The organism is Planotetraspora kaengkrachanensis (genome assembly GCF_016862895.1).
Lineage (GTDB): Bacteria > Actinomycetota > Actinomycetes > Streptosporangiales > Streptosporangiaceae > Planotetraspora > Planotetraspora kaengkrachanensis.
In genome coordinates this window covers 76,370-99,177 of sequence record NZ_BONV01000003.1, presented here as the reverse complement: position 1 = coordinate 99,177, position 22,808 = coordinate 76,370, and the positions used below count along the sequence as shown (strand labels likewise).

Sequence of the window (22,808 nt, the reverse complement as noted above, 5' to 3'; positions counted from 1 at the left end):
GGGGACCGGCCCACCAGGAGGGCCGGCCCCCGGCGAAGGGGCGTTTGCCGTGTTCGTACCCGGAACGGCGGGCGTTGCGCCCGCCGTCGGGATCAACCGGAGAAGAGCTGGCTGAGCTTGAGCAGCAGCTCGTAGACGCCGTAGGCGAACGGCAGGCCCACCCACAGCCAGGCCAAGATCATCAACGGGGTGTGCGAGCGCGTCTCGGTCTGCTCGGTCATCATGAACCTCCCTGCGGGGTGGCCATCGCTTCCGGTCCGCCGACCGTCGCGAGTTGCGGCTCGTGGTACTTGTCCTTCACGGGACGGATCAGCTCGTTGGACAGGAAGCCGACCACCAGCAGGCCGATCATGATGTACAGCGACGTCGTGTAGAGATCGGGCCCCGTCTTGCCGGCCGCCTCCTGGGAGTCGGCGATGGCGTTGACGATCAGCGGGCCGAGGACGCCGGCGACCGACCAGGCGGTCAGCAGGCGGCCGTGGATGGCGCCGACCTGGAAGGTGCCGAACAGGTCCTTGAGGTACGCGGGCACCGTGGCGAAGCCGCCTCCGTAGAACGACAGGATGCCGAGCGCGCACAGGATGAACACGACGGTGTGCGAGTCGCCCCACAGTGAGATGACCAGGTACAGCACGGCGCCCACGCCGAGGTAGACGCGGTACATGTTCTTGCGGCCGATGAGGTCCGAGGTCGAGGACCACACGATTCTGCCGGTCATGTTGGCGAGCGAGAGGAGCGCGACGAAGCCCGCGGCGGCGCTCACGGAGATGGGCGTGGCCGTGTGGGCGAAGAAGTCCTGGATCATCGGTGCGGCCTTCTCCAGGATGCCGATGCCCGCGGTCACGTTGAAGCACAGGACGACCCACAGGAACCAGAACTGCGGCGTGCGGATCGCGTTGCGCGCCGAGACGTTCGCGGTGGTGACCAGTGCCTTCGCGGCGGACTTCGCCGGGTCGAAGCCCTTGGGCAGCCAGCCGTCGGCCGGGACCCGCACCAGGAGGACGCCGAGGGTCATGAAAACCGCGTAGACCAGGCCGTGCACGAGGAAGGCTCCGGCGATCCCACCCGTGGTGGCGCCGAAGGAGCCGAGCATCTGCGTCGACCACGGCGAGGCGATGAGCGCGCCTCCGCCGAAGCCCATGATGGCGATGCCCGTGGCCATTCCCGGCCGGTCGGGGAACCACTTCATCAGCGTGGACACCGGTGAGATGTAGCCGATGCCGAGGCCGATCCCGCCCACGAAGCCGTACCCGAGGACGACGAGCCAGTACTGGCTCGTCGCCACGCCGAGCGCGGAGATCAGGAAGCCGGACGCGAAACAGACCATCGAGACGAACATCGCCCAACGGGGGCCGTTGCGCTCGACCAGCGGCCCGCCGAAGGCGGCGGACAGGCCGAGCATGACGATGCCGAGCTGGAAGGGCAGCGCGCTCTGCGTGCCTGACAGGTCGAGCGCCTTCTCGAGGGGCGGCTTGAAGACGCTCCACGAATAGGCCTGACCGATGGACAGGTGCACGGAAAGGGCGGCGGGGGGGACGAGCCACCGGCTCCACGTGGGCGGTGCGATCGTTCGTGAGCGACTGAGAAACCCACCTGAAGTGGGAGATATCAGCTTTTGGCCATCATCGGGCATGAACAGGCAGTATGTCTCAGTCGAATGTTCTTGTCTACGCTAACAATGCAAAGTCAAACCCGCCTGCTTTGTGGGTGGTTCACAACCGGGCCCCTCGGCCGGCCCCGCCCCGCTTCCCATGACCCTCGTCCACACCCGCATGTCAAGACGGCGTATTTTGGACACGGCAGGTGGCCGAAAGTGAGGGTATCGGGTGGCAAAAAAAGCTCCCAGGCGTGACGCCGGGGATGAGCGTCTGCAGGTTGGACCACCGAAGGAATGGGCCGCGGGAGTTCCCGCGGTGGCTCATTCGCTGGCGATGTCCTACTCCCAGATGGGCGTCAGGCGCTCACTGCTGACCCTGGTGCGCGTGAACCAGAAGCAGGGCTTCGACTGCCCCGGTTGCGCCTGGCCGGAAGGCGACCACCGCAGCCCCGCGGAGTTCTGCGAGAACGGCGCCAAGGCGGTCGCGGAGGAGGCGACCCTCCGCCGGGTGACCGGCGAATTCTTCGCCGAGCACACCGTGTCGGAGCTGGCCGGGCGCAGCGACTACTGGCTGGGTCAGCAGGGCAGGCTCACCGAGCCCATGTACAAGCCCGCAGGGTCCGACCACTACGAGCCGGTGGCCTGGGACGAGGCGTTCTCGATCATCGCCAGGGAGCTCAGGGCGCTCGAGTCGCCGGACGAGGCGCTCTTCTACACCTCCGGGCGCACGTCGAACGAGGCCGCGTTCCTCTACCAGTTGCTGGTCCGTCGTTTCGGCACCAACAACCTGCCGGACTGCTCCAACATGTGCCACGAGTCCAGCGGCTCGGCGCTCACCCAGACACTGGGCATCGGCAAGGGGACCGTCTCGCTGGACGACCTCCACAAGGCCGACCTCGTCTTCGTGGTCGGGCAGAACCCCGGCACCAACCACCCGCGCATGTTGTCGGCGCTGGAGAAGGCCAAGCGGAACGGCGCCCGCATCGTCGCGGTCAATCCGCTGCCCGAGGCCGGCCTGTTGCGGTTCAAGAACCCCCAGAAGGCGAGCGGGGTCGCCGGGCGCGGCACGAAGCTGGCCGACCGGTTCCTGCAGATCCGGCTCAACGGAGACATGGCGCTGTTCCAGGCCCTGTCCAAGCTGATGCTCGAGGCCGAGGACGCGAACCCGGGGTCGGTGATCGACCACGAGTTCGTCGAGACCCACACGCACGGGTTCCACGACTTCGAGAAGAACGTCCGCGAGCTCGAATGGGCGGACGTGGAGGAGGCGACGGGCCTGCCCCGGGCGGCCGTCGAGGAGACGGTCCAGGACGTCCTCGGGGCGAAGTCGGTGATCGTGTGCTGGGCCATGGGCCTGACCCAGCACAAGAACTCCGTCGCCACCATCCGGGAGGTCGTCAACTTCCTGCTGCTGCGCGGCAACGTGGGACGCCCGGGAGCCGGCGTCTGCCCGGTGCGCGGGCACTCCAACGTCCAGGGCGACCGGACGATGGGCATCTACGAGAAGCCGTCGGCGGCGTTCCTCGACGCGCTGCGTGACGAGTTCGGCTTCGAGCCGCCCCGCCGGCACGGGGCCGACGCGGTGGAGTCGATCAGGGCGCTGCGCGACGGGCACGCGAAGGTCTTCGTCGCGATGGGCGGCAACTTCGTCTCCGCGACGCCGGACACGGCGGTGACCGAGGCGGCCATGCGCCGGGCCAGGCTCACCGTCCAGGTGTCGACCAAGCTGAACCGGTCGCACGCCGTGTGCGGGGAGGAGGCGCTCATCCTCCCCACGCTGGGCCGTACGGAGAGGGACGGCGACCGCTTCGTGACGGTCGAGGACTCTATGGGCATGGTGCACGCCTCACGGGGACGGCTGGCTCCCGCCTCGCCGGACCTGCTCTCCGAGGTGGCCATCGTCAGCCGGCTGGCCATGAGGCTCTTCGAGCAGGACGGCCCGTCCGGCATCCCCTGGGAGCGGTTCGAGGCCGACCACGACGCCGTCCGCGACCGCATCGAGCGTGTGGTGCCGGGATTCGAGGACTTCAACGCCAGGGTGCGCAGGCCCGGGGGCTTCGCCCTGCCCAACGCCCCCCGTGACGAGCGCCGCTTCCCGACCGACACGGGCAGGGCCAACTTCACCGCCAACGACCTCGAGGTCCTGCGACTCGCCCCGGGACGCCTCCTGCTCCAGACGGTGCGCAGCCACGACCAGTACAACACCACGATCTACGGCATGGGCGACCGCTACCGCGGCGTGCACAACGGCCGCCGGGTCGTGTTCGTCAATCCCGACGACCTGGCCGAACGCGGCATCGCGGACGGCGAGCTCGTCGACCTGGTCAGCGAGTGGCCCGACGGGGAGCGGACGGCGGAGGCGTTCCGCGTGATCGCCTACTCCACCGCGCGCGGGTGCTGCGCGGCCTACTTCCCCGAGACCAACGTGCTCGTGCCGCTCGACTCGACCGCGGACACCTCGAACACCCCCACCTCCAAGAGCGTCGTCGTACGGCTCGAGCGGCACGCCGCGGCGACCGGCTGACCGGCCGAACCCGGCGGGCGATCCGCCCGCCGGGTTCGGTGTCCCCCGCCGCGTCCCCTCCGCGTCCCCCTCCGAGTCCCCCTCCGGAGGTCTCCGGACATGACCGGAGCCGGTCCGTCAGGTATTCAATGTATAAAAGGTAGGTTTAGCGGAAGTTAAGCGGGCGTATATGTGGATATTCACAAGGAACGCTCAGTGAATTATTAGAAAAATCGAGTAGTCTTTCCCGCTATGACCTGGCAGCGGAAGGTCAATAACGCCTTCATTAAGTACGCGGGATTCCAGCTAAATCGAGTAGGAAAAACGGGGTCCACCACGGCTGAGGCCGCGCCGGACGACCTGGTACGGCCGCCGGAGGATCCTCAGGTCGATCGGCTTCTGACCGCGCCGATCTTCATCCTCTCGCCGGTTCGCTCGGGTTCCACCCTGTTGAGGGCGATGCTGAACGCCCACTCGATGTTGCACGCTCCCCATGAGCTCCACGTGCGGCGGCTCTTCGTGAACTACGGGACGCCGCTGGCCGAGTCGGCGATGAGCGCGCTCGGCCACAACAGGGCCGACCTGGAACATCTGCTCTGGGACCGGGTGCTGCACCGGGAACTGGTCAAGAGCGGCAAGCGGTTCATGGTGGACAAGACTCCGGCCAACGCCTTCGCCTACAAGCGGATCAAGGCCTGCTGGCCCGACGCGCGGTTCATCTTCCTCCTGCGTCATCCGGCGTCCATCGCGACCTCGTGGCATGAGGCCGACCCGGCCAAGCGCACCCCCGAGGAGGCCGCGCTTGACGCCCTGCGCTACATGAAGGCGGTCGAGCGGGCTCGGAAGGCGCTTCCCGGCCTGGTCGTGAGATACGAGGACCTGACCGTGGAACCGGAGAAGGAGACGCGCCGGATCTGCGAATTCCTCGATATCCCGTGGGAGGACGGCATGCTCACCTACGGCGAGCTGTCCGTCAAGGAAAAGGGACTCGGCGACTGGAAGGACAAGATCAGCAGCGGCACCGTGCAGCCGGGCCGTGATCTCCCCTCCGAGGACGAGATTCCGGAATCGTTGCGGCCGATGAGCGTGAGCTGGGACTACCTCCCCCGTACGGCGGAGCGGACATGAGCCTTCCCGGGACGGTGTGATGAAGATCCGTTACATGCTCCTCCACGCCTACGGCATGGGGGGCACCATACGCACTGTCCTCAACCAGGCCGGCGCCATGGCGGCCGCCGGTCACGACGTCGAGGTGATCAGCACGGTCCGGCGGCGCGACGAGCCGCAGTTCGAGATCGATTCCCGTGTCCGCGTCACCGCGCTGGCCGACCAGAGGGGCGGGGTGCGGACCGACTCGGTGGGGCGCCGTGCCTGGCGCATGATGCGCGGCAGGATCGTTCCCGTCGGGGAGTTCAAGGCCGACTGGTTCACCGAGCGCGTGGAACGGGCGGTCATCGACTACGTCTCGTCGCTGAAGGACGGGATCCTGGTGACCACCCGGCCGGCGCTGAACCTCATCTCGGCCCGCCGCACCCCCGAGAGCGTCGTCCGCGTCGCCCAGGAGCACATGAACCTGGGCACCTATCCGGAGACCGTGCGCAGCGACATCGCCCGCTACTACGGCCGGCTCGACGCCGTCGTCACGCTGACGGCCAGCGATCGCGAGGACTACCGCGAACTGCTGCCCGGCGCCCGCGTCGAGTGGGTGCCGAACGCCGTCGCCACCGTCGGCCGAGCGCCCACCCGGCAGGAGAACCCGATCGTGGTCGCCGCGGGCAGGCTCGTCGCGCAGAAGGGCTTCGACCTGCTCATCCCGGCGTTCAAGCAGGTCGCGGCCCGCAATCCGGCGTGGAGCCTGCGCATCTTCGGCACCGGCCCGAAGAAGGACGGCCTCGCCAAGCTGATCGCCGAGCACGGGCTGGCCGACAGCGTCACGCTCATGGGCCGCAGCGACCGGCTCGACCAGGAGCTGGCCAAGGCCTCGATCTACGTGCTCAGCTCCCGGTTCGAGGGGCTGCCGATGGTGATGATCGAGTCGATGGCCCACGCGCTGCCGATCGTCGCCTTCGACTGCCCGACCGGCCCCGGCGACGTGCTCACGCATGATCACGACGGCCTGCTCGTCCCGGCCAGGGACGTCGACGCCCTGGCCGCCGGGATGAACCGGCTCATCGCCGACCGGGATCTGCGGGTCCGGATGGGCTCCGCGGCCGCAGCGACGGCCCTGGAGTACTCGCCGCAGAAGGTCATGCCGATGTGGGAGCGCATGTTCGCCGACCTCGCCGCCACGCGCTAAATGGAAAGTGTCATTTGTCTGGTTTAGGGTATTTCGTCCCCCGGTAGTGGGTCTCTCAGCGAGATCCACGGGAAAGGGACGCCATGGATGCCGTGACGGACGTGGTGGTCGTGGGGGCCGGTCCGACGGGGCTGCTCGTCGCGGGTGACCTCGCGGCCGCCGGTCTGTCCTGCCTCGTCCTCGAACGCCGCCACGGCGAGTCGAACCTCAGCCGGGCCGCCGGCGTCCACGCGCGGACCCTCGAGCAACTGGACGCGCGCGACCTCGCGGACGACTTCGTGGCGGTCGGCCTTCCCGTCGACGCGCTGCGAGTGTTCGGGAGCGGGGTGCTGGACCTGTCCCGCCTGGCCACCCGCTTTCCGTACCTGCTGGCCATGCCGCAGTTCACGACCGAGCGGCTGCTCACGGAGCGGGCCAGGAAGATGGGCGTCGAGTTCGTGCCGGGCGCGGAGGTGACCGGGCTCCGCCAGGACGCCGACGGAGTGGATCTCGACGTGCGCACCCACGACGGCCGGGACTGCACGTGGCGGGCGCACTACGTGGTGGGCGCCGACGGCGCGCGGAGCGCGGTGCGGCACTCGCTCGGCCTGCCCTTCCCCGGCATGTCCGTGGCGCGCTCGCTCCTGCTCTGCGACGTGCGGATGGCCGATCCGCCGCCGAACGTGCTGACGGCGGACGCGCGCAAGGACGGGTTCGCCTTCGTGCTGCCCTTCGGCGACGGCTGGTACCGCGTGATCGTGTGGAGCAGGCGCCGGCGGCGCCCGGACGCCGCCCCGATCGAGCTCGGCGAGATCCGGGAGATCACCCGGCGCGTGCTCGGCACCGACTTCGGCATGCACGATCCCCGCTGGATATCGCGGTTCAGCTGTGACGAGCGGCAGGTGCCCGCCTATCGCGTGGGGCGGGTCTTCCTCGCCGGCGACGCCGCGCACGTGCACTCCCCGGCGGGCGGCCTCGGGATGAACACGGGCCTGCAGGACGCGGCCAATCTCGGCTGGAAGCTCGCCGCCGTGATCAGGGACGGAGCGCCGGCATGGTTGCTCGACACCTACGGCAGCGAGCGGCACCACGCGGGCGACATCTCCCTGCGCATCAGCGGCAGGCTCCTGCGCAGCGCCATGGCCAGGCCCCGGACGCTGCGCGCGGCCTGGCGGGTGCTTCTGCGGACGGCGATGCGCGACCCGCACGTCGCCCTCCGCATGGCGGAGACCATCTCGGGGATCGGCCTCACCTACCCGGCCGCCGCCGGCGCCCACCCGCTCGTGGGCCGGCGCGCGCCGGACCTCCCGCTGGCCGGTCCCGGCCCGAAGAGCGTCTACCAGGCGTTGCGCTGCAGGTGCTGGCTGCTGGTCGTGCCTCCAGGCTCTCGGGTCCCCGCGCAGGCGGCGGCAGGGTGGGAGGGCCGTGTGCGGGTCGTCACGGCGAATGACGCCGCCCGCACGCTCGTGCTCGTCCGGCCGGACGGCTACGTCGCCTGGGCGGCCGCCGCAGGCTCGGAGTCGTCCGCCGACCGGATCCGCGGGGCTCTGGCGCAGTGGTGCGGCCCGCCGCCGACCCCGATCGCCCGCTGATCGGTCCCCCTGAGAGCGGCGAACGGGAGCCGATGAAGGGCCCGCCGCGCGTTCACCGTACGGCGGGGCGGACCGTGCCGCCCGGCCACGACTCGCCGGGGCCGCGGGCCCGGCCGCCGCGGCGCAGGAACAGCACCACGGCGCCGGGAAGGGTCGAGACGAACGTCAGCACGCCGTACACCACCGCCGCGGTGAGCCCCTGGGCGGCGCCCAGTCCCGCGACGCCGAACGCCAGAGTGGAGACGGCCTCCCTCGGGCCCCACCCCCCGATGTTCACGGGGAGGCCCATCGCGAGGAGCGTCAGGACCAGCGGCGGCAGCAACTGCAGGAGCGTCGCGTGTGATCCCGCGGCGCGGGCGGCGACGACGAAGAGGAGGAGGTGCCCGGCGACCGCCCCGGCGGACAGCAGCGCCACCCGCGGCCAGACGTCGCGGGCGAGCAGGGCGGTGCGGCCCTCCGCCCACGCCGCCGCAAGGGCGCGGTGCCACGCCCCGCCGCGCCGGGCGAGCGCCCACCCGCCGATCACGAGCAGGACGGCCGACAGGACCAGCGCCGCGGCCGCCGGCGCGCGGCCCGGCGCGAGGCCGTCGACCACGGCCGTGATCAGCGTGGGCTGCGTCAGGAGCACCGTCACCCCGACGACGATGAGCACCGTCTGACCGGCGAGGCGTTCGAGCACGACCGCGCGGACACCCCGCCCGACGTTCCCGGACTTCCGGCCGTGGCTGACCGCCCGGTGGACGTCCCCCAGCACCCCCGCGGGCAGCAGCACGTTGAGGAACAGCGCGCGGTAGCAGTCCGCGACGGCCGTCGGCAGCGACAGCCGCAGGTCGAGGCGGCGGGCCACGAGGCACCAGCGCCAGGCGCTGACCACGGTGGTCGCCAGGCCGATCACGAGGGCCGCGACCGCCGACCAGCCGTCGATCACGCGGAACCCGTCCACGAAGGCGCCCGTGCCGACCCGCCACACGAGGACCCCCAGGATGCCCGCTCCGATGAGCGTCCGCAGCCAGGGCCAGAGCCTGCGCATCGCCGTCACGCGGCGGCCTTCCGCGGGGGGAGCACGAGCAGGTCGGTGTGGTGCAGGACGACCTCCAGTTCGCCCGCCTCGCAGGCCCGGATCCGTCGCCGCAGGTAGGAGTCCGCCTCGGCGGTGAGATCTGGCCGCTGCTCGCAGGCGGCGGCCACCCAGCCGCGCAGCCACTCCTCCGTCAGCGCGGCGGAGTCCGCGCCGAGGCGCCAGGGACTGGGACTGCTGCGCACCACCGCGCCCCGATGTTCGAAGGCCTTGGTGGCGGCGGCGGGAGCGTCGGGACCGAGCAGGCGGCGGCCGCCCGTCGTGCGCCGCTGGTGCGCGTTGAAGGCCCCCGTCATCTCGGCGTCGAGCGGTTCCGCGGGGGTCAGGTCGGCCCGGCCCGCGACGGACAGGGTGAGCAGGGCCGGGCATCCCGCCTCGACGCAGGCCGCGGCGAGATCGTCGACCTCGTCGAAGGTGAGCAGGTCGAGCAGCGCGGAAGCGGTCACCAGCGACGTACCGCTGAAATCCGCCGCGCGGAGGTCGGTGAGGTCGCCCTGGCGCGTCTCGGCCGTCACCGGGCCCCCGTCGGAGGCCGAGCCGGGCAGGCTTTCGCCGGCGTGGACGAGCAGATCGGGGTCGCGGTCACGGAGGATCCAGTGTTGCGGCCCGCGCAGCCGCCCGGCGAGCCACCGGGCCTGCGAACCCGTGCCGCAGCCGAGGTCCTGGATGACCAGCCGCTCCGGTGCGGTCTGCGCCAGGTAGGCCCGCAGCGGATCGAGCAGCTCCGGCGCCCTGGCGGCCGCGTCCGCGCCCTCGCGCAGGGCCAGCCAGCCCGGGGTGACTCGGACCGGTTCGTCGCCGGTCGGCGGCGTGCTCATCGCGTCACTCCTCGTAGTCGTTCCAGCACTGCGGCCAAGCCCCTTGCCGTCTCCTGCCACGGTGCCAGCCGGTCACGGCGGTCGAGTGCCGAGAGCCGGAGCCGGCGTCGCAGGCCGGGATCGCCGAACCAGCGGCGAAGCCCCGCCGAGATGGCCGCGGGGTCCTCCGGAGATACAAGGATTCCCGGCACGCCGCCATCGGAAGCCTGCCCGAGAGTCTCCGGGACGCCGCCCACGGCCGTGGCCAGCACCGGAATCCCGCGCGCGAGCGCCTCGGTCACGACCATGCCGTACGTCTCGGAGCGGGAGGGAAGCACGACCAGGTCGGCGCGGGCGTACTGCTCGGCCAGCCGCTCCGCCGTGAGGGGGCCGGCCAGTCGCACCCGGTCGCCGAGCCCGAGCCGCCCGACCGTCCGCCGCAGCCGCTCCGCGTGCGCGGGATCCCGGCTCAGCGGCCCGACGATCTCGCAGTGCCAGGACGGTTCCCGGACGGCCGCGAGGGCCTCCACGAGCAGGTCATGGCCCTTGGTCGGGGTCACCGAGCCGACGCACAGCAGCCGGGAGGCGCCGTCGGTGCCGGACGCCGCCGGGGCGCGGTCGGCGCCGGGTGAGACCACATGGATCCGATCCTCCGCCAGCCCGTGGTGGCCGGCCAGCCGCTTCGCCGTCCATGGGCTGGTCGCCACCACGGCTCCGGCGGCCTGGAGGGTCGCCCGCTCGCGCGCGTCCAGGTCGGCCGCCGCGCCGGGCTCCGGCCCGATCTCGTCGCCCAGGGGCAGGTGGACCAGGACCGCCAGGCGCAGTCGCCCGGCCTGCGGCACGACGACGTCGGGCACCCCGCACGCGACGAGCCCGTCGAGGAGGACGACCGCGTCGGAGGGCACCTCGGCGAGTGATCGGGCGAGCGCGGCCCGGGCGTCGGCGTCCGGGCGCGGCCAGGCGCCCCGCACGGCGATCTCGTGGACCGGCAGGCCGGCCGCCGCCAGTTCCCGGCACACGCGGCGGTCGTAGACGTTGCCGCCGCTCGGCGCCGCCTCGTCGTCGACGTCACCGGGCAGGACGGCGAAGACGCCGGCCGTGCTCAAAGTGTGCGCTCGTAACTCGCCCACGCGACGTGCGACTCGTGGAGGGCGACCGTGATCCCGGCGAGCCCGCGGGCCCCCTCGCCGAGCGCGCCCGCGTGGACGCGGTCGGCGAGGCGGTCGGCGATGACCTTGGCCAGGTACTCGGTCGAGGTGTTGACGCCGGCGAAGGCGGGTTCGTCGTCGAGGTTGCGGTAGTTGAGCTCGGCGAGCACCCCGCCGAGCTCCTGCGTGGCCAGCCCTATGTCGACGACGATGTTGTCGTCGTCGAGCTCCGCGCGGCGGAACGTCGCGTCCACCACGAACGTCGCCCCGTGCAGGCGCTGCGCGGGGCCGAAGACCTCGCCGCGGAAACTGTGGGCGATCATGACGTGGTCGCGAACGGTGATGCTGAACAAGGGTGGAGCCTTTCAGTACTGGACGGGGTCGTAGACGATTCGGTGACACAGGGCGGAGGGATCGTCGCCGGCGAGCCGGGCCATCACCCGGGGCAGGTCCTCGAACCCGCTCTCGCCGGTGATCAGCGCGTCGAACACGGGGTCGGAGAGCAGCGTCAGCGCGAGCGAAAGCCGGTCGGTGAAGCTCCGGCGCGAACGCCGTGCCGGGGACACCATGCCCACCTGGCTGCCGCGTACGGTCAGCCGGCGTGAGTGGAAGGCCTCGCCCAGGGGCAGGCTGACCCTCCGGTCGCCGTACCAGCTGAGCTCGATGACCGTTCCCTCGGGCGCGAGCAACTCCAGAGAGCGCGCCAGCCCCGCCTCGGTGGCGCTGGCGTGGATCACGAGGTCGCATCCGTCCTCGGCCTCGCCGGGTGACGCGAAGCCCACGCCGAGCGCCGCCGCGACGCCGGCCCGCGCGGGGTTCACGTCGACCAGCTGCACCCTGACGCCGGGGAAGCCGGCGAGCACCCCCGCCACGGCGCAGCCGACCATCCCGGCCCCGACGACGGCGATCCGGTCGCCGACCAGCGGGGCGGCGTCCCACAGGGCGTTCACCGCGGTCTCGACGGTCCCGGCGAGCACGGCACGCTCCGGGGGCACGCCGTCAGGCACGGGGACGACCGCGGCGGCCGGGACCACGTAGCGGGTCTGGTGGGGATAGAGGCAGAAGACGGCGCGGCCGAGCAGGTCCGGCGGCCCGTGTTCCACGATCCCGACGTTGAGGTATCCGTACTTGACCGGCCAGGGGAAGTCGCCCTCCTGGAACGGGGCACGCATCACGTCGTACTGGTTCTCGGGTACGCCGCCCCGCAGGACCAGGGTCTCGGTGCCGCGGCTCACCCCCGAGCACAGCGCACGGACCTGCACCTCGCCTGGGCCGGGCTCCGGCAGGGCGACCGGTCTGATCTCGCCCTCCCCGGGAGACGTGAACCAGAAGGCACGTGCCGTACGTATCACCGAGCGTCTCCTCGACTGGGTGGATAGATGGTGCATATGGGTACGTATGAGTACAGGGGTTCCGAATGACGGCACCGTCCGCACGAACTACTCCAACAACACGTGCACAATTCGGCGCGGGTTCAATCCACTGGGAACAGGCCGCCGGAGCGGGCGTCCAGATGGGCCTGTTGTGTCTGCTGAACGCCCTGGTGGGCCTGAGCACGGCGAGTGTGGCGGCCGGCGTCGTCTACATGGCCGCCCTGTGGGCGTTCCTCGCCGTCGCCGCCCGGCGGTCGGGAACCCGCTCGCTCGGCCCGGCCGATCATGTCACACTGGCTCGCGCGCTGCTCGTCGGGGGTGTGACGGCGCTCGTGGCGGTCCTGGTGATGACGGGCCACCCGGCCCGCGGCCTGCCGCTGGTGATTCTCGTCACACTCGCCACGGTGGCCCTGATCCTGGACGCCGTCGACGGCCAGGTCGCCAGGCGCACCGGCACGGTCTCCAAGCTCGGCGCGCGCTTCGACATGGAGGTCGACGCCTTCCTGATCCTGGTGCTCAGCGTCCACGTCGCGGGCTCCCTGGGTGCGTGGGTCCTGGTCATCGGCGCCATGCGGTACGCCTTCGTCGTGGCCGGCTGGACGATGCCGTGGCTGCGGGGAACGTTGCCGCCGAGCTTCGCCAGGAAGGTCGTGGCGGCGACGCAGGGGATCGTGCTCGTCGTCGCAGCCTCGGACGTTCTGCCGTACTTGGTCGCGGTCGTCTCGGTGGGAGCGGCGCTGGCGTCCCTGGTGTGGTCCTTCGGCCGCGACGTCGTCTGGCTGTGGCGCAACCGCCCTCCGCGGACGGAGGCGGCGTCGACGGCTAGCCGGTGAGACCGAGTTCGCCCGCGCGCAGTCCGGCCTGGAACCGGGAATCGGCCTCCAGCGCGGCCATGAGTTCGGCGACCCGCCTGCGGTAGGTGCGCACGGACAGGCCGAGACGCCGGGCCGCCGTCTCGTCGGTGTATCCGGCGCCGAGAGCGCGCAGGACCGCCCGCTCGTCGTCGTCGAGGTGGGGCCGGTCGCCGGAGAGGTAGCCGGCCACGTCGGCGGCGTTGTCCCACGCGGCGAGGAAGAGCGCGTGCACGCCGCCGACGAGCGCGGCCGAGGTGGTGACGGTGAACTCGCGCGGGCCGGGAGCGTCGGGACCCGCGAGGATCATCACCCGCCCGTCGATGATGATCGTTTCGTGGGGAAGGGGCGCCGAGCTGATCCGCACCCGGCCGCCCGCGGCCGTGACGTGGTCCAGGTGCCGCCGGGACACCTCGTCGGCGAGTGCGGCCGGGGTGAGCAGCTTGCGCACCGTGACGCCGGCCGTGCCCCCCGCGCGCAGCCGGCCGTTGATCGCGTGCCGCGCCTCGGGTTGCGACCACGTGTTCAGGTCGCGGGCCGCGCAGACGAACTCGTGCCGGACGCCGGCGAACAGGTGACCCGCGCGAGCGACGAGCTCCGCGTCGCCGCGTACGGTGATGACCTCATCGGCAGCCATTCGTCCATTATGGCCACTATGGCCGGATCGGCCGAGGTGGCAGCTTGTTGTCATCGGGTGGCCCCGCCTCCCACCGGCGGGGGAACGTTGCCTGCATGACGGATAACGGACATTCGGATAACGGACATTCGGCCTCGGTTTCCCCCGCCGCGCTCACGGGGGAGTTCCACCTCGGCGGGGATCTGCCGGTTCACCGGCTCGGATTCGGCGCGATGCGGTTGCCGACCGGCACCTTCGCCGGGCCCGCCCGCGACCCGGAGACGGGCGTCGCGGTCCTGCGCCGCGCGGTCGAACTGGGCGTGAACCACATCGACACGGCGTGGTTCTACCGCCGGGGTGGCGTGGCGGCCAACGATCTGATCAGGACGGCGCTCGCGCCGTACGGGGACGGGCTGGTGATCGCGACGAAGGTGGGGCCGCTGCTCGACTCCTCCGGGGTGCCGAGCAGTGAGGCGAGCCCCGCGCAGCTGCGCGGACTCGTGGAGGAGGACCTGCGCAGCCTGGGCGTGGACCGGCTCGACCTCGTCTACCTGCGCGTGGGCGGCATGGCCGCCCCCGGCGGAGTGTCGATCGCCGACCGGTTCGCGGTTCTGGCCGAGCTGCGCGAGGAAGGGCTGATCAGGCACCTCGGCGTGAGCAACGTCGACGCCGCCCAACTGGCCGAGGCCCGGCGGATCGCACCGGTGGCGGCCGTGCAGAACAACTTCCACGTGCAGGACCGGGGAGACGCCGAGGTCCTGGACCGATGTGAGGAGGCCGGCATCGCCTTCGTGCCGTTCTTCCCGCTCGGCGGCGGGTGGCGGCCGATCGACGCGGCCCGCCTCGCCGGAGTCGTGGACCGCCACCGGGCCACGACGCCGCAGGTGGCGCTCGCGTGGCTGCTGGCGAGGTCACCGGTCATGCTCGCGATCCCCGGCACCGGCTCCCTCGAGCACCTGGAGGAGAACATGGCCGCCGGGCGGATCCGCCTGACGCGCGAGGATCTGGCCGCACTCGACGCATGACGCCGGGGAGACCGCCCCGCCCGGCCCCAGGTGCATCCCGCCTCCGCCTCCGAGGGGAGGACTTCCGTTCAGGTGCCTAGAACCTCGAGAGGCGGGTCCGGGGGGTCGGCCGCGGTGGCTCGTCGTCAGGCCTGGGTGCGGAAGGGGCCGGTCACCTCGTAGGTGATGCCGCCGCTGCCGGTGGAGTGGCCCGAGGTGCCGCGCTGGGAGGAGAAGTAGAGCCGCCTGCCGTCCGGGGAGAACGCGGGCCCGGTGATCTCCGAGGACGACTGGCCGAGGATCCGTGTCGGCGGCGCCACCTGAATGCCCAGGCGGTGAGATGACGGGAAAACCCGTATACCGCCGCGTCACAGGACCGGCGATGATGAGCGCGGCCTCAGTGATCACTGAATTCGGGGCGTCGTGAGACGGGGTGGCTTTGAACGACCACAGGAAACTCGCCGTGCGTACGGCTCTCGCGTGTGCGCTGCTCGCGGGTGTGCCGGCCCTCAAGGGTGACGGCCTCGGGCCGGCGCTGGTCCTGCCGCCTGGAGCCGAGGACGCAGGCGAGATCACCGTCGGCATTATGGTGAACCGGTTGGGAGACCCCTACCTGTTCGGCAATCTCGGGCTCTGCCTCGACCGTGGCGGATCGGTCACCGTCACACAGGTCGGCTTCGGGGAGACACTGGGCCGGCTCGATGTGGACGGCTTCACTTTCCGGCCGTTCCACCGCCCGATCGACAGCGATGGCATCGGCCTCGGCGACCCCGTCAGCATGGAGCGACGCGGCCTCCCCGCGAACCGTTCGGTCTCCGAGGTGTGCCAGCCGGAGGATTCTCCCAGAGTCGAGTTCGCGGAGCTCGTGGTGCAGGTTTCGCGCCGAACGGAGAAGTCCGCGTTCGGCAGGGGCGTCGTCGTCACCTATCTCTCCGACGGAGTGGAGCGCCGGTTGCACATTCCCTTCAACATCGTGCTCTGCGGCCCGCGCCGTGATCTCCCTGAGGAATGCGACGGCTGACGTCCCGGCAGTGGCCGTCAGAGGTCTGACCAGGTGTGCGGCTCGATGTAGTTGTGAACGCCGCGGAAGAACCAGTCGGCGAGGTCGTCGAGCCGTTCCAGGCACGCGTCGTAGTACTCGCCGGGTTCGGGCCGGGGAAAATGCGGATGGGAGGTCCAGCCTCTTACGAAGTGTGAAACCTCGTAGAACCCCTCGGCGATCCAGCGTTCCATTACGTCACGCCCCTGGTACAGCTCGCAGGCCGCGCGCATCGCCTGTTCCAGCCGGCTGAAGGCGTCCCTGTCCCATTCCAGGTGCGCGCCCCGCAGTTTCAGCAGGAACGTGTCGTCTTCCGCCTCGAACTCCCGGCGGAGCGTCGTCAGGACGTCTTGGGCCGGCACGAGTCCGGTCACCCGTAGAAGAGGTCGGTGAGACGGGGGAGACGGCGTCGCATCTCGTCCTTGTCGTCGAAGTCGAAGTCCCAGTCCGGATCGAGCCGGGGATGGCGGATCGTGAAAGCCCCGTCGGGCAACTCCTCACCGGTGACGGCTATGTGGGCGTTCCAGGCCACGCTGAGGACGTCGGCGCCCTCGATGTCCTCACCCTGGGCGTGCGCGCGTTCGACGGCGGGCAGGCCGGCGAGGGAGTCGGGGTCCGCCACCGCCCGGCCGTACACCTCCTCGCCCTGGGCGACGAGCCAGCCGCGGAAGTAGTCGAAGCCGTCGTCGGAGGCCCCGCCGTTGATCACGTATGCCGCCGCCCACAGGTCGGCCCGATAGGAGGCGGTGAGCACGTCCCACAGGGGCTGCGCGAACGCGACGATCTCAGCGGGCGTCCGCCGGGACAGCAGGGCGGTCATCCGCGCGGCCACGGCGTCGGCGTCTGCGCGCGCCTCCTCGTCGAGCTCTGATCGCGCCTCGTCGACGAGGCGCCACACGTCATCGGTGTTCATGCTCGCTGAGCGTAACGGTCGCGAATGTTCCGAAAAACAAGCCAATATCGCGAAATTTGACCTTGGTCCATAAGTTCCAGATAAAGATTCTGTTACATTACCGGACGCACCAAATATGGATATTGGGACCCTTGACGATGATTCTTTACTTAGCGAAGATCTTGACAATTGTGCACATTCTGCCGGGATAACCCCCTCCCCGGGAAACCGTGTGCCAACTGGAGGAATCTGTCATGGGGCGTTCCATCAATGGCAGGGTCGGCCGCGTAGCGGTCGTACTGGCTCTGCCCATTGCCCTCACCCTCACCCTCAGTCCGAACCCCGTTCTCGCCGATCCCTCTCCGCAGGCCGGTCAGGTCGTGCCGGATCGGCTGCCCAGCACCGACCAGAACGGTGTGGCGCTGCTGCGCATCGTCGTCCCCGACCAGGACGCGGTGGACCGGCTCAACTCCATGGGCGTCGACCTCGCCGAATACAAGAAGCCGCTGGACAACGGCATCGAGGTCCACGCCGTGCTCAGCCCGCAGGAGGCCCAGGACCTCCGCGACCAGGGCTTCGACGTCCGGGGCGCGATCTCCGACCAGACGGACTACGCGCAGAACCAGGCCGAGCGGAAGTCCGCGATCATGTCGGCCGAGGCGTCCGCCGACGAGACCGACACGCTCACCCCGCTACGCGCCGAATGGTTCACCAGCCTCGACGACCAGCGCTTCCTCTCGGTAGAGGTCAAGTCGAGCGCCACGGACGCCGAGACAGTGCTCACGGCCACCTGGGACAGCGGCCCGAAGACCGCCCCCGACTCCGGTGGCACGGCGACGATGTCGCGCTTCACCGACGCCGGTCAGTACATGTACCACCGGTTCAGCGCGCCCCTGGCGATCACCGCCGCGCCCACCAAGGTGACGATCACCAGCAGCCGCGGCGGTTCGGTCACCGTTCCGGTGGCGAAGTGGCTGGGTGAGAAGCGCAAGCCGCCGAGCAGGCACTACGTCGAGGACTTCGTCGACCACTACATGGACCCGACGGAGGTCACCGGCCGCATCAGCTCGCTGGCCCGGCAGTTCCCGAAGATCTCGGAGATCGTCAACCTGCCGAACAAGACGAACGGCTACCGCCGCGCCGCCCAGGCGCAGTTCGGTACGGCCGCCGCGAGCACCTTCTACGTGACCTCCAAGGCGTACGGAAGCGAGGGGGGCAACGACATCGGCGTGACGCTGACGCAGCCCGCCGCCGCCTCCGCCCCGCTGTCCGTCGCGGTCGCCGGTAAGAACGTCACGGTCAGCCTGGCCACCGACGCCTCCGGCGCGATCAGCAGCACCGCCCGCCAGGTGGTGGACGCGCTCAACGCCGACACGGCCGTCGCGGCGCTGCTGACGGCGTCGACCTACCGCGGGAACGCGGGCGCGGGCCTGGTGGCCGCCGCTCCGGCGACGAAGCTGACCGACAACCTCAAGGCGCCGGCGAGCGTCTCGCGGGATCCGTTCCAGATGAAGGTGTTGCGCATCGGCAAGAAGCGCGACGGCTCGAAGGTCGGAGTGTTCCTCTACTGCCAGGAGCACGCCCGTGAATGGGTGACGCCGCTGACCTGTGTGGAGACCGCCGAGCGGCTGCTGCGCAACTACGACCGCGACCCGGCGACGCGGAAGCTGGTCGACAACCTCGACATCTTCATCATGCCGACGGTCAACCCCGACGGCGGGACGTACAGCTTCTACGACTACAACATGCAGCGCAAGAACATGACCAACTACTGCGCGGGCACCAACTCCGGTGACCCGGCGTCGCGCAACTCGTGGGGCGTCGACCTCAACCGCAACTTCACCGTCGGCTCGTTCTTCGACGGGTACAGCGGCGCCTCGTCGAGCTGCACCAGCGGCACGTTCGCCGGTCCGTCCGAGCTGTCGGAGCCGGAGTCGAGCAACGAGGTGTGGCTGACCCACCAGTACCCGAACATCAAGTTCGCGATGAACACGCACTCCTACGGTGGCTACTTCATGTGGCCTCCGGGCGCCTACAAGACGGCCGGCCGTGAGCTGCTGCCGCGGGTCGACTTCGGCACGGAGAACTACTTCTGGGACGCCTCCACCCACATCCTGTCGGCGGTGCAGGCGTGGCGCGGCACGGGGATCTGGCCCGGCCAGACCGGTCCCGTCCCTGACGTGCTGTACTCGGCGGCGGGCAACAGCGCCGACGAGCACTGGTTCAACCGCGGCATCATCGGCTGGGACTTCGAGGTGGGCGCGGACGTCTACAACGCCACCACCAAGCAGTTCGAGCCGGTGGGCTTCCAGCCGGACTTCGCCGAAGGCCACGAGGAGGCGATGGAGTTCGCCAACGGCCAGATCGCCATCCTCGAGGTCGCCCGGGCCTTCTCCGACGACAAGGACCGGCCGAAGTCGAAGCTGGAGGTGACCGGCCGCACCGACTCCTCGGCCACGTTCACCTTCTCGACGGACGAACCCGCGAACGTGTACTACACGCTCGACGGCAGCCGTCCGACGCTGAACTCACCCAGGCTCGCCGCCGCGGGCATGCGTGAGGGCGCCCAGCAGATCACCGTCGGCAAGACCACCGAGGTCCGCTGGTTCGCCGTGGACATCGCCGGCAACGTCGAGGGCAACTACAAGCCGGACGGACACAGCAACAGCTACCGCAAGGAGACGGTCAAGGTCCGCAACGTCCGCTGACCTCTCCCCGTCCTGATGTCCCGCACGGCCGCCGGTCCTCCGACCGGCGGCCGTCGTGCTGTGCTCACCCGGCGCAGCGGAGGATCGCCTCGACCGACCGGTCCACGTCGTCCTGATCGGTCGTCCAGTTCGAGACCGATATCCGCATGGCCGCCCGGCCCTCCCAGGTCGTCCCGCTCATCCAGCAGGTTCCGTCCCGCTGGACGCGTTCCACCACCGCACGCGTGTGGCCGTCGTGGTCGCCGTCGGCGGACAGGAAGCGCACCAGCACCTGGTTGAGGGACACGTCGTTGAGCACCTCGACGCCGTCGTGCGCCGCAAGTCGCTCGGCGAACCTGCCGGCCAGCGTGCAGCACCGCTCCACCAGGTCGGCGACGCCGCCGCGGCCGAGGGAACGAAGGGCGGCGTACACGGCGAACCCGCGGGCGCGGCGGGAGAAGTCGGGCGTGTAGTCGATCGCGTCGCGTTCCCCGTCGGCGCCGTGGATGAGATAGCCCGCCCGCACGCCCATCGCGGCCCGGTGCGCCTCCGGATGGGCGCAGAAGACCAGCCCGGAGTCATAGGGCACGTTGAGCCACTTGTGCGCGTCGGTGGCCCACGAGTCCGCCTGCTCGAAACCCGCCGTCAGGTGCCGCAGGCGAGGTGTGACCGCGGCCCACAATCCGAACGCGCCGTCGACGTGCACCCAGGCCCCCGCCTCGTGGGCGACGGCGCAGACGTCCTCCAAGGGGTCGAACGCGCCCGTGTTCACGCCGCCGGCCTGGGCGCAGACGATCGCCGGGCCGTCGCCCCCGGCGAGCGCCTCTGCGAGCGCGCCGGGGAGCATCCGCCCCTGGTCGTCCGTGTCGATCGGGATGATCGCGTTGCGGCCCAGCCCGAGGAAGCGCAGGGCGCGGTCGATCGTGCTGTGCCGATGCCGGCCCGCGAGCACTCGCAGGCGGGGCGCCCCGGCCAGCCCGTCGGCCTCGACGTCCCAGCCGGCCCGTCGTAACACCTCGTGCCTGGCGGCGGCCAGCGCGGTGAAATTGGCCATCTGGCCACCGGTGACGAACCCCACCGAGGTCTGGGCGGGAAGCCCGAACAGCCGCACCAGCCACTCCCCGGCCACCTCCTCCACAGCGGAGGCTGCCGGGGAGAGCGCGGCCAGGCAGGCGTTCTGGTCCCAGGTGGCGGCGAGCCAGTCTGCGGCCAGCGCCGCGGGGTGCGCGCCTCCGACGACGAACCCGAAGAAGCGGCCGCTCGGCGTGTTCACCAGACCGGGCTCGGCCGCGACGGCCAGGTCCGCGACCACTTCGCGGGCGTCCCGCGGCCCCTCGGGCAACGGCCCGCCGAGCGCGGCCAGCAGATCGGCCCGGGTCGCCGTGCTGCCCACCGGCCGGTCGGGCAGGGCCGTCAGATAGCCCAGTGCCCTGTCGTACGCCTCGGCCAGGGGTGCGTCCCAGTCCGGCTTCTCCACCACGTCCTCCTCGCTGACCGCCGGGCGCCGATCTCAAAGGTGCGTACGGCGACGCACATGCCCGACGGCTCGCCAGTCTGGCACCCGGCGGTCGGCCCTATGCGGCGGGGTTGCGCTGGGGGGCGGGATTGTCCGCCGCCCAGTCCAGGAGGGACTCGGCGGTGCTGAAGCGCCTGCTCGAGACGTCCTCTCCGAGGATGACGCCGATCAGCCGGTGTCCCTGGCGGTCCGCCGCGAACGTCAGGCAGTAGCCCGCGGCCCGGGTGAAGCCGGTCTTCACGCCCAGGGCGCCGGGCAGGTCGAGCATCTCGTTGGTGTTGTTCCACGTGTGCGCGCCGTGGGCCGCGGTCGCGCCGATGCTGTACTGCTCGGTGGAGGTCACCTTCGCGAACGTCGGGTCACGCAGCGCCGCCGCGGCCAGCTTGGCCTGGTCCTGCGCGGTGGAGTAGCCGTCGCCCCCCTCCATCGGGAGTCCGTCGGGGTTGACGTAGTGGGTGTCCTTCAGCCCGAGTTGCCGGGCGGCGTCGTTCATCTTGCCGACGAACCCGTCGACGCCGGGGCCGTAGGTGCGGGCCATCGCGTGCGCCGCGTCCGCGCCCGACGGCAGCAGCAGGCCGTAGAGCAGGTCCTTGATCTGGACGCGGTCGCCGGGCTCGAGGTCGGCGCTCGTGCCGCCGTTGTCGTTGGCGTAGCGCACGTCGCCGGCGGTGATCGTGACGGTGTCGGTCAGCTTGGCCTGCTTGAGGACCACGTAGGCCGTCATCACCTTGGTGAGGCTGGCGATCGGCATGCGCTGGGCGCCGTCGTCGTTCAGCCGCACCGCCCCCGTGGAGGCGTCGAGCAGATAGGTGGCCCGCCCGTAGACCGGGGGAGCGTCGACCGTGCGGATCTGTGCGGCCGTGGCCGGCGCCTGTGCGGACTCGGCCAGCGCCGGGGCGGAGAACCCGGTGAACAGGCCAAGAACGGCCATGCACACGACCGGGATTGATTTCCTTGTATGCATGCATTTGAGGCTGCCATGACATTAACGTCACTTCTGACCATATTTGGGTAAAAATACGGCGTTTTGATGTACGGATGGAGTTTGCGCGAATGATGTGACTGGCGAGACGGAAGCGGCGGCCCGAGCGGCGCCCTCCACGAGGTCGGCGATTGCGGCGGGGTCGGCGAGCACGCTCAGGTGATTGCGGGCGGGCAACCAGGTGAGACTGCCGTGGGCGCACGCACGGAGGAACTCCAGTTCGTCGGCGCGGAACGGATCGCGGGAGCCGTTCACCAGCCACACCCGGCCGGGATAGGCGGCGAGCGACGCCACGGGGTCCTCGGCGGTGACGGACTCCACCACCGACGGGATCACTTCGCAGGCCAGGCCGCCGGCGGAGAACGCCTCCGCCGTCGGTCCGGGAAGCGTTCTGCGGAAGCCGTACACGCTCAGCCGGCCGGCCAGTGAGGGAGCGCGTGCGGCAAGCCGGCCGGCCAGGCGGTAGTTCGTGGCGCGTCTCCCCGTGGGCCTGGCCGTGCAGCCCATCGCCACCAGGCCGGCGACGAGGCCGGGATGACGTGCTGCGGTGGCGATTGCGACGTAGCCGCCCAGGGAGAATCCGACGACGAGAGCCCGGCCCCCGAGTCCCCTGATGCACTCGGCGACCACCGCGCACGCGGCGTCCATGTCATACGGCATGCCACGCCGGGAACCGTGCCCGGGCAGGTCGGGGGCGGCCGACGGGCCGGTGAGATGCGACCTGACCGGGTCCCACATGGTGCCGCTTACCCGGATCCCGTGGATGAAGACGATCGGCAGTGCCATGCCGCCTCCTCGAATGCAACGCAACGGTGCGTGGTGTTTTCTTCAGAGTACGACGCAACGGTGCGTCGCACT

At 70.7% G+C, this 22,808-nt stretch carries 22 protein-coding genes; 8 read left to right on the top strand and 14 right to left on the bottom strand.

All coding sequences use genetic code 11. The annotated features are described in order from the left end of the window. Nucleotides 1-92: 92 nt before the first annotated feature. Nucleotides 93-221, bottom strand: coding sequence for an MFS transporter small subunit (locus tag Pka01_RS41155; RefSeq protein ID WP_275414429.1), 129 nt, complete (start codon nt 219-221; stop codon nt 93-95). Next, nucleotides 221-1,516 carry an OFA family MFS transporter gene (locus Pka01_RS05110; RefSeq protein WP_425571027.1) on the bottom strand — a complete coding sequence of 432 codons (1,296 nt, stop codon included), beginning with the start codon at nt 1,514-1,516 and terminating at the stop codon, nt 221-223. The genes Pka01_RS41155 and Pka01_RS05110 overlap by 1 nt, the downstream gene beginning before the upstream one ends. Before the next feature lie 310 nt (nt 1,517-1,826). Here Pka01_RS05110 and Pka01_RS05105 point away from each other — a divergent pair, with 310 nt between their 5' ends. From Pka01_RS05105 to Pka01_RS05090, 4 genes are all read left to right on the top strand, one after another. Next, complete coding sequence (locus tag Pka01_RS05105) at nt 1,827-4,121, top strand: FdhF/YdeP family oxidoreductase (protein WP_203881413.1); 2,295 nt, start codon at nt 1,827-1,829, stop codon at nt 4,119-4,121. 231 nt (nt 4,122-4,352) lie between these two features. Further along, nucleotides 4,353-5,228 carry a sulfotransferase family protein gene (locus Pka01_RS05100; protein WP_203881412.1) on the top strand — a complete coding sequence of 292 codons (876 nt, stop codon included), beginning with the start codon at nt 4,353-4,355 and terminating at the stop codon, nt 5,226-5,228. 19 nt (nt 5,229-5,247) lie between these two features. Then, on the top strand, nt 5,248-6,396 hold the full coding sequence (locus Pka01_RS05095; protein WP_203881411.1) for a glycosyltransferase family 4 protein: 1,149 nt from the start codon (nt 5,248-5,250) through the stop codon (nt 6,394-6,396). An 83-nt stretch (nt 6,397-6,479) separates the two neighbouring features. Then, nucleotides 6,480-7,967 (top strand): FAD-dependent monooxygenase, encoded by a 1,488-nt coding sequence (locus Pka01_RS05090; RefSeq protein ID WP_203881410.1) that lies wholly within the window; start codon nt 6,480-6,482, stop codon nt 7,965-7,967. Between the two features lie 52 nt (nt 7,968-8,019). Here Pka01_RS05090 and Pka01_RS05085 read toward each other — a convergent pair whose 3' ends face one another. The 5 genes from Pka01_RS05085 to Pka01_RS05065 are packed head-to-tail and all read right to left on the bottom strand — an operon-like array spanning nt 8,020 to nt 12,342. After that, on the bottom strand, nt 8,020-8,997 hold the full coding sequence (locus Pka01_RS05085) for a lysylphosphatidylglycerol synthase transmembrane domain-containing protein (protein ID WP_203881409.1): 978 nt from the start codon (nt 8,995-8,997) through the stop codon (nt 8,020-8,022). A gap of 5 nt (nt 8,998-9,002) precedes the next feature. Beyond that, nucleotides 9,003-9,863, bottom strand: coding sequence for a class I SAM-dependent methyltransferase (locus tag Pka01_RS05080; protein WP_203881408.1), 861 nt, complete (start codon nt 9,861-9,863; stop codon nt 9,003-9,005). After that, entirely contained in the window at nt 9,860-10,972 is a 1,113-nt protein-coding gene (locus tag Pka01_RS05075; protein ID WP_239114751.1) for a glycosyltransferase family 4 protein, read from the bottom strand. The genes Pka01_RS05080 and Pka01_RS05075 overlap by 4 nt, the downstream gene beginning before the upstream one ends. Continuing rightward, entirely contained in the window at nt 10,945-11,343 is a 399-nt protein-coding gene (locus Pka01_RS05070) for a 6-pyruvoyl trahydropterin synthase family protein (RefSeq protein WP_203881407.1), read from the bottom strand. Before Pka01_RS05070 ends, Pka01_RS05075 begins: the two co-directional genes overlap by 28 nt. A 12-nt stretch (nt 11,344-11,355) precedes the next feature. Further along, nucleotides 11,356-12,342: a zinc-dependent alcohol dehydrogenase gene (locus tag Pka01_RS05065; RefSeq protein ID WP_203881406.1), complete on the bottom strand. Its 987-nt coding sequence runs from the start codon at nt 12,340-12,342 to the stop codon at nt 11,356-11,358. A gap of 161 nt (nt 12,343-12,503) precedes the next feature. Here Pka01_RS05065 and Pka01_RS05060 point away from each other — a divergent pair, with 161 nt between their 5' ends. Continuing rightward, on the top strand, nt 12,504-13,196 hold the full coding sequence (locus tag Pka01_RS05060; RefSeq protein WP_203881405.1) for a CDP-alcohol phosphatidyltransferase family protein: 693 nt from the start codon (nt 12,504-12,506) through the stop codon (nt 13,194-13,196). Here Pka01_RS05060 and Pka01_RS05055 read toward each other — a convergent pair. Further along, on the bottom strand, nt 13,186-13,851 hold the full coding sequence (locus Pka01_RS05055) for a helix-turn-helix domain-containing protein (protein ID WP_203881404.1): 666 nt from the start codon (nt 13,849-13,851) through the stop codon (nt 13,186-13,188). The two genes, Pka01_RS05060 and Pka01_RS05055, sit on opposite strands and share 11 nt — an antisense overlap. Before the next feature lie 95 nt (nt 13,852-13,946). On the opposite strand from Pka01_RS05055, the gene Pka01_RS05050 reads away from it, so the two are divergent. After that, complete coding sequence (locus tag Pka01_RS05050) at nt 13,947-14,855, top strand: aldo/keto reductase (protein WP_203881403.1); 909 nt, start codon at nt 13,947-13,949, stop codon at nt 14,853-14,855. Nucleotides 14,856-14,980: 125 nt separating this feature from the next. Here Pka01_RS05050 and Pka01_RS05045 read toward each other — a convergent pair whose 3' ends face one another. Further along, nucleotides 14,981-15,154 carry a hypothetical protein gene (locus tag Pka01_RS05045; protein ID WP_239114750.1) on the bottom strand — a complete coding sequence of 58 codons (174 nt, stop codon included), beginning with the start codon at nt 15,152-15,154 and terminating at the stop codon, nt 14,981-14,983. A gap of 113 nt (nt 15,155-15,267) precedes the next feature. Here Pka01_RS05045 and Pka01_RS05040 point away from each other — a divergent pair, with 113 nt between their 5' ends. Beyond that, the gene (locus tag Pka01_RS05040; protein WP_203881402.1) at nt 15,268-15,855 is read left to right on the top strand and encodes a hypothetical protein; all 588 of its coding nucleotides are present in this window, start codon (nt 15,268-15,270) and stop codon (nt 15,853-15,855) included. 17 nt (nt 15,856-15,872) lie between these two features. Here the strand turns inward: Pka01_RS05040 and Pka01_RS05035 are convergent, their stop codons facing one another. Both Pka01_RS05035 and Pka01_RS05030 read right to left on the bottom strand, forming a co-directional pair. After that, on the bottom strand, nt 15,873-16,235 hold the full coding sequence (locus tag Pka01_RS05035; RefSeq protein WP_203881401.1) for a hypothetical protein: 363 nt from the start codon (nt 16,233-16,235) through the stop codon (nt 15,873-15,875). 8 nt (nt 16,236-16,243) lie between these two features. Beyond that, nucleotides 16,244-16,786, bottom strand: coding sequence for a DUF4240 domain-containing protein (locus Pka01_RS05030; RefSeq protein ID WP_203881400.1), 543 nt, complete (start codon nt 16,784-16,786; stop codon nt 16,244-16,246). A 233-nt stretch (nt 16,787-17,019) separates the two neighbouring features. On the opposite strand from Pka01_RS05030, the gene Pka01_RS05025 reads away from it, so the two are divergent. Continuing rightward, nucleotides 17,020-19,473 carry a M14 family metallopeptidase gene (locus Pka01_RS05025; protein WP_203881399.1) on the top strand — a complete coding sequence of 818 codons (2,454 nt, stop codon included), beginning with the start codon at nt 17,020-17,022 and terminating at the stop codon, nt 19,471-19,473. A gap of 64 nt (nt 19,474-19,537) precedes the next feature. Here the strand turns inward: Pka01_RS05025 and Pka01_RS05020 are convergent, their stop codons facing one another. The 3 genes from Pka01_RS05020 to Pka01_RS05010 all read right to left on the bottom strand — a co-directional run bounded on the left by Pka01_RS05020 (nt 19,538) and on the right by Pka01_RS05010 (nt 22,736). Next, nucleotides 19,538-20,929, bottom strand: a complete 1,392-nt coding sequence (locus tag Pka01_RS05020; protein WP_203881398.1) for a pyridoxal phosphate-dependent decarboxylase family protein — start codon at nt 20,927-20,929, stop codon at nt 19,538-19,540. A 97-nt stretch (nt 20,930-21,026) separates the two neighbouring features. Beyond that, on the bottom strand, nt 21,027-21,899 hold the full coding sequence (locus Pka01_RS05015; RefSeq protein WP_239114749.1) for a D-alanyl-D-alanine carboxypeptidase family protein: 873 nt from the start codon (nt 21,897-21,899) through the stop codon (nt 21,027-21,029). Between the two features lie 60 nt (nt 21,900-21,959). Further along, nucleotides 21,960-22,736 (bottom strand): alpha/beta fold hydrolase, encoded by a 777-nt coding sequence (locus Pka01_RS05010; RefSeq protein ID WP_203881396.1) that lies wholly within the window; start codon nt 22,734-22,736, stop codon nt 21,960-21,962. Nucleotides 22,737-22,808 lie beyond the last annotated feature (72 nt).

What these genes read in the sequence shown, in the direction of transcription:
- Pka01_RS05060 (WP_203881405.1), top strand. Translation starts at nt 12,504, where the DNA reads ATGGGCCTGTTGTGTCTGCTGAACGCCCTGGTGGGCCTGAGCACGGCG.
- Pka01_RS05085 (WP_203881409.1), bottom strand. Translation starts at nt 8,997, where the DNA reads ATGCGCAGGCTCTGGCCCTGGCTGCGGACGCTCATCGGAGCGGGCATC.
- Pka01_RS05055 (WP_203881404.1), bottom strand. Translation starts at nt 13,851, where the DNA reads ATGGCTGCCGATGAGGTCATCACCGTACGCGGCGACGCGGAGCTCGTC.
- Pka01_RS41155 (WP_275414429.1), bottom strand. Translation starts at nt 221, where the DNA reads ATGACCGAGCAGACCGAGACGCGCTCGCACACCCCGTTGATGATCTTG.
- Pka01_RS05025 (WP_203881399.1), top strand. Translation starts at nt 17,020, where the DNA reads ATGGGGCGTTCCATCAATGGCAGGGTCGGCCGCGTAGCGGTCGTACTG.
- Pka01_RS05010 (WP_203881396.1), bottom strand. Translation starts at nt 22,736, where the DNA reads ATGGCACTGCCGATCGTCTTCATCCACGGGATCCGGGTAAGCGGCACC.
- Pka01_RS05015 (WP_239114749.1), bottom strand. Translation starts at nt 21,899, where the DNA reads ATGGCCGTTCTTGGCCTGTTCACCGGGTTCTCCGCCCCGGCGCTGGCC.
- Pka01_RS05080 (WP_203881408.1), bottom strand. Translation starts at nt 9,863, where the DNA reads ATGAGCACGCCGCCGACCGGCGACGAACCGGTCCGAGTCACCCCGGGC.
- Pka01_RS05095 (WP_203881411.1), top strand. Translation starts at nt 5,248, where the DNA reads ATGAAGATCCGTTACATGCTCCTCCACGCCTACGGCATGGGGGGCACC.
- Pka01_RS05100 (WP_203881412.1), top strand. Translation starts at nt 4,353, where the DNA reads ATGACCTGGCAGCGGAAGGTCAATAACGCCTTCATTAAGTACGCGGGA.
- Pka01_RS05090 (WP_203881410.1), top strand. Translation starts at nt 6,480, where the DNA reads ATGGATGCCGTGACGGACGTGGTGGTCGTGGGGGCCGGTCCGACGGGG.
- Pka01_RS05030 (WP_203881400.1), bottom strand. Translation starts at nt 16,786, where the DNA reads ATGAACACCGATGACGTGTGGCGCCTCGTCGACGAGGCGCGATCAGAG.
- Pka01_RS05050 (WP_203881403.1), top strand. Translation starts at nt 13,947, where the DNA reads ATGACGGATAACGGACATTCGGATAACGGACATTCGGCCTCGGTTTCC.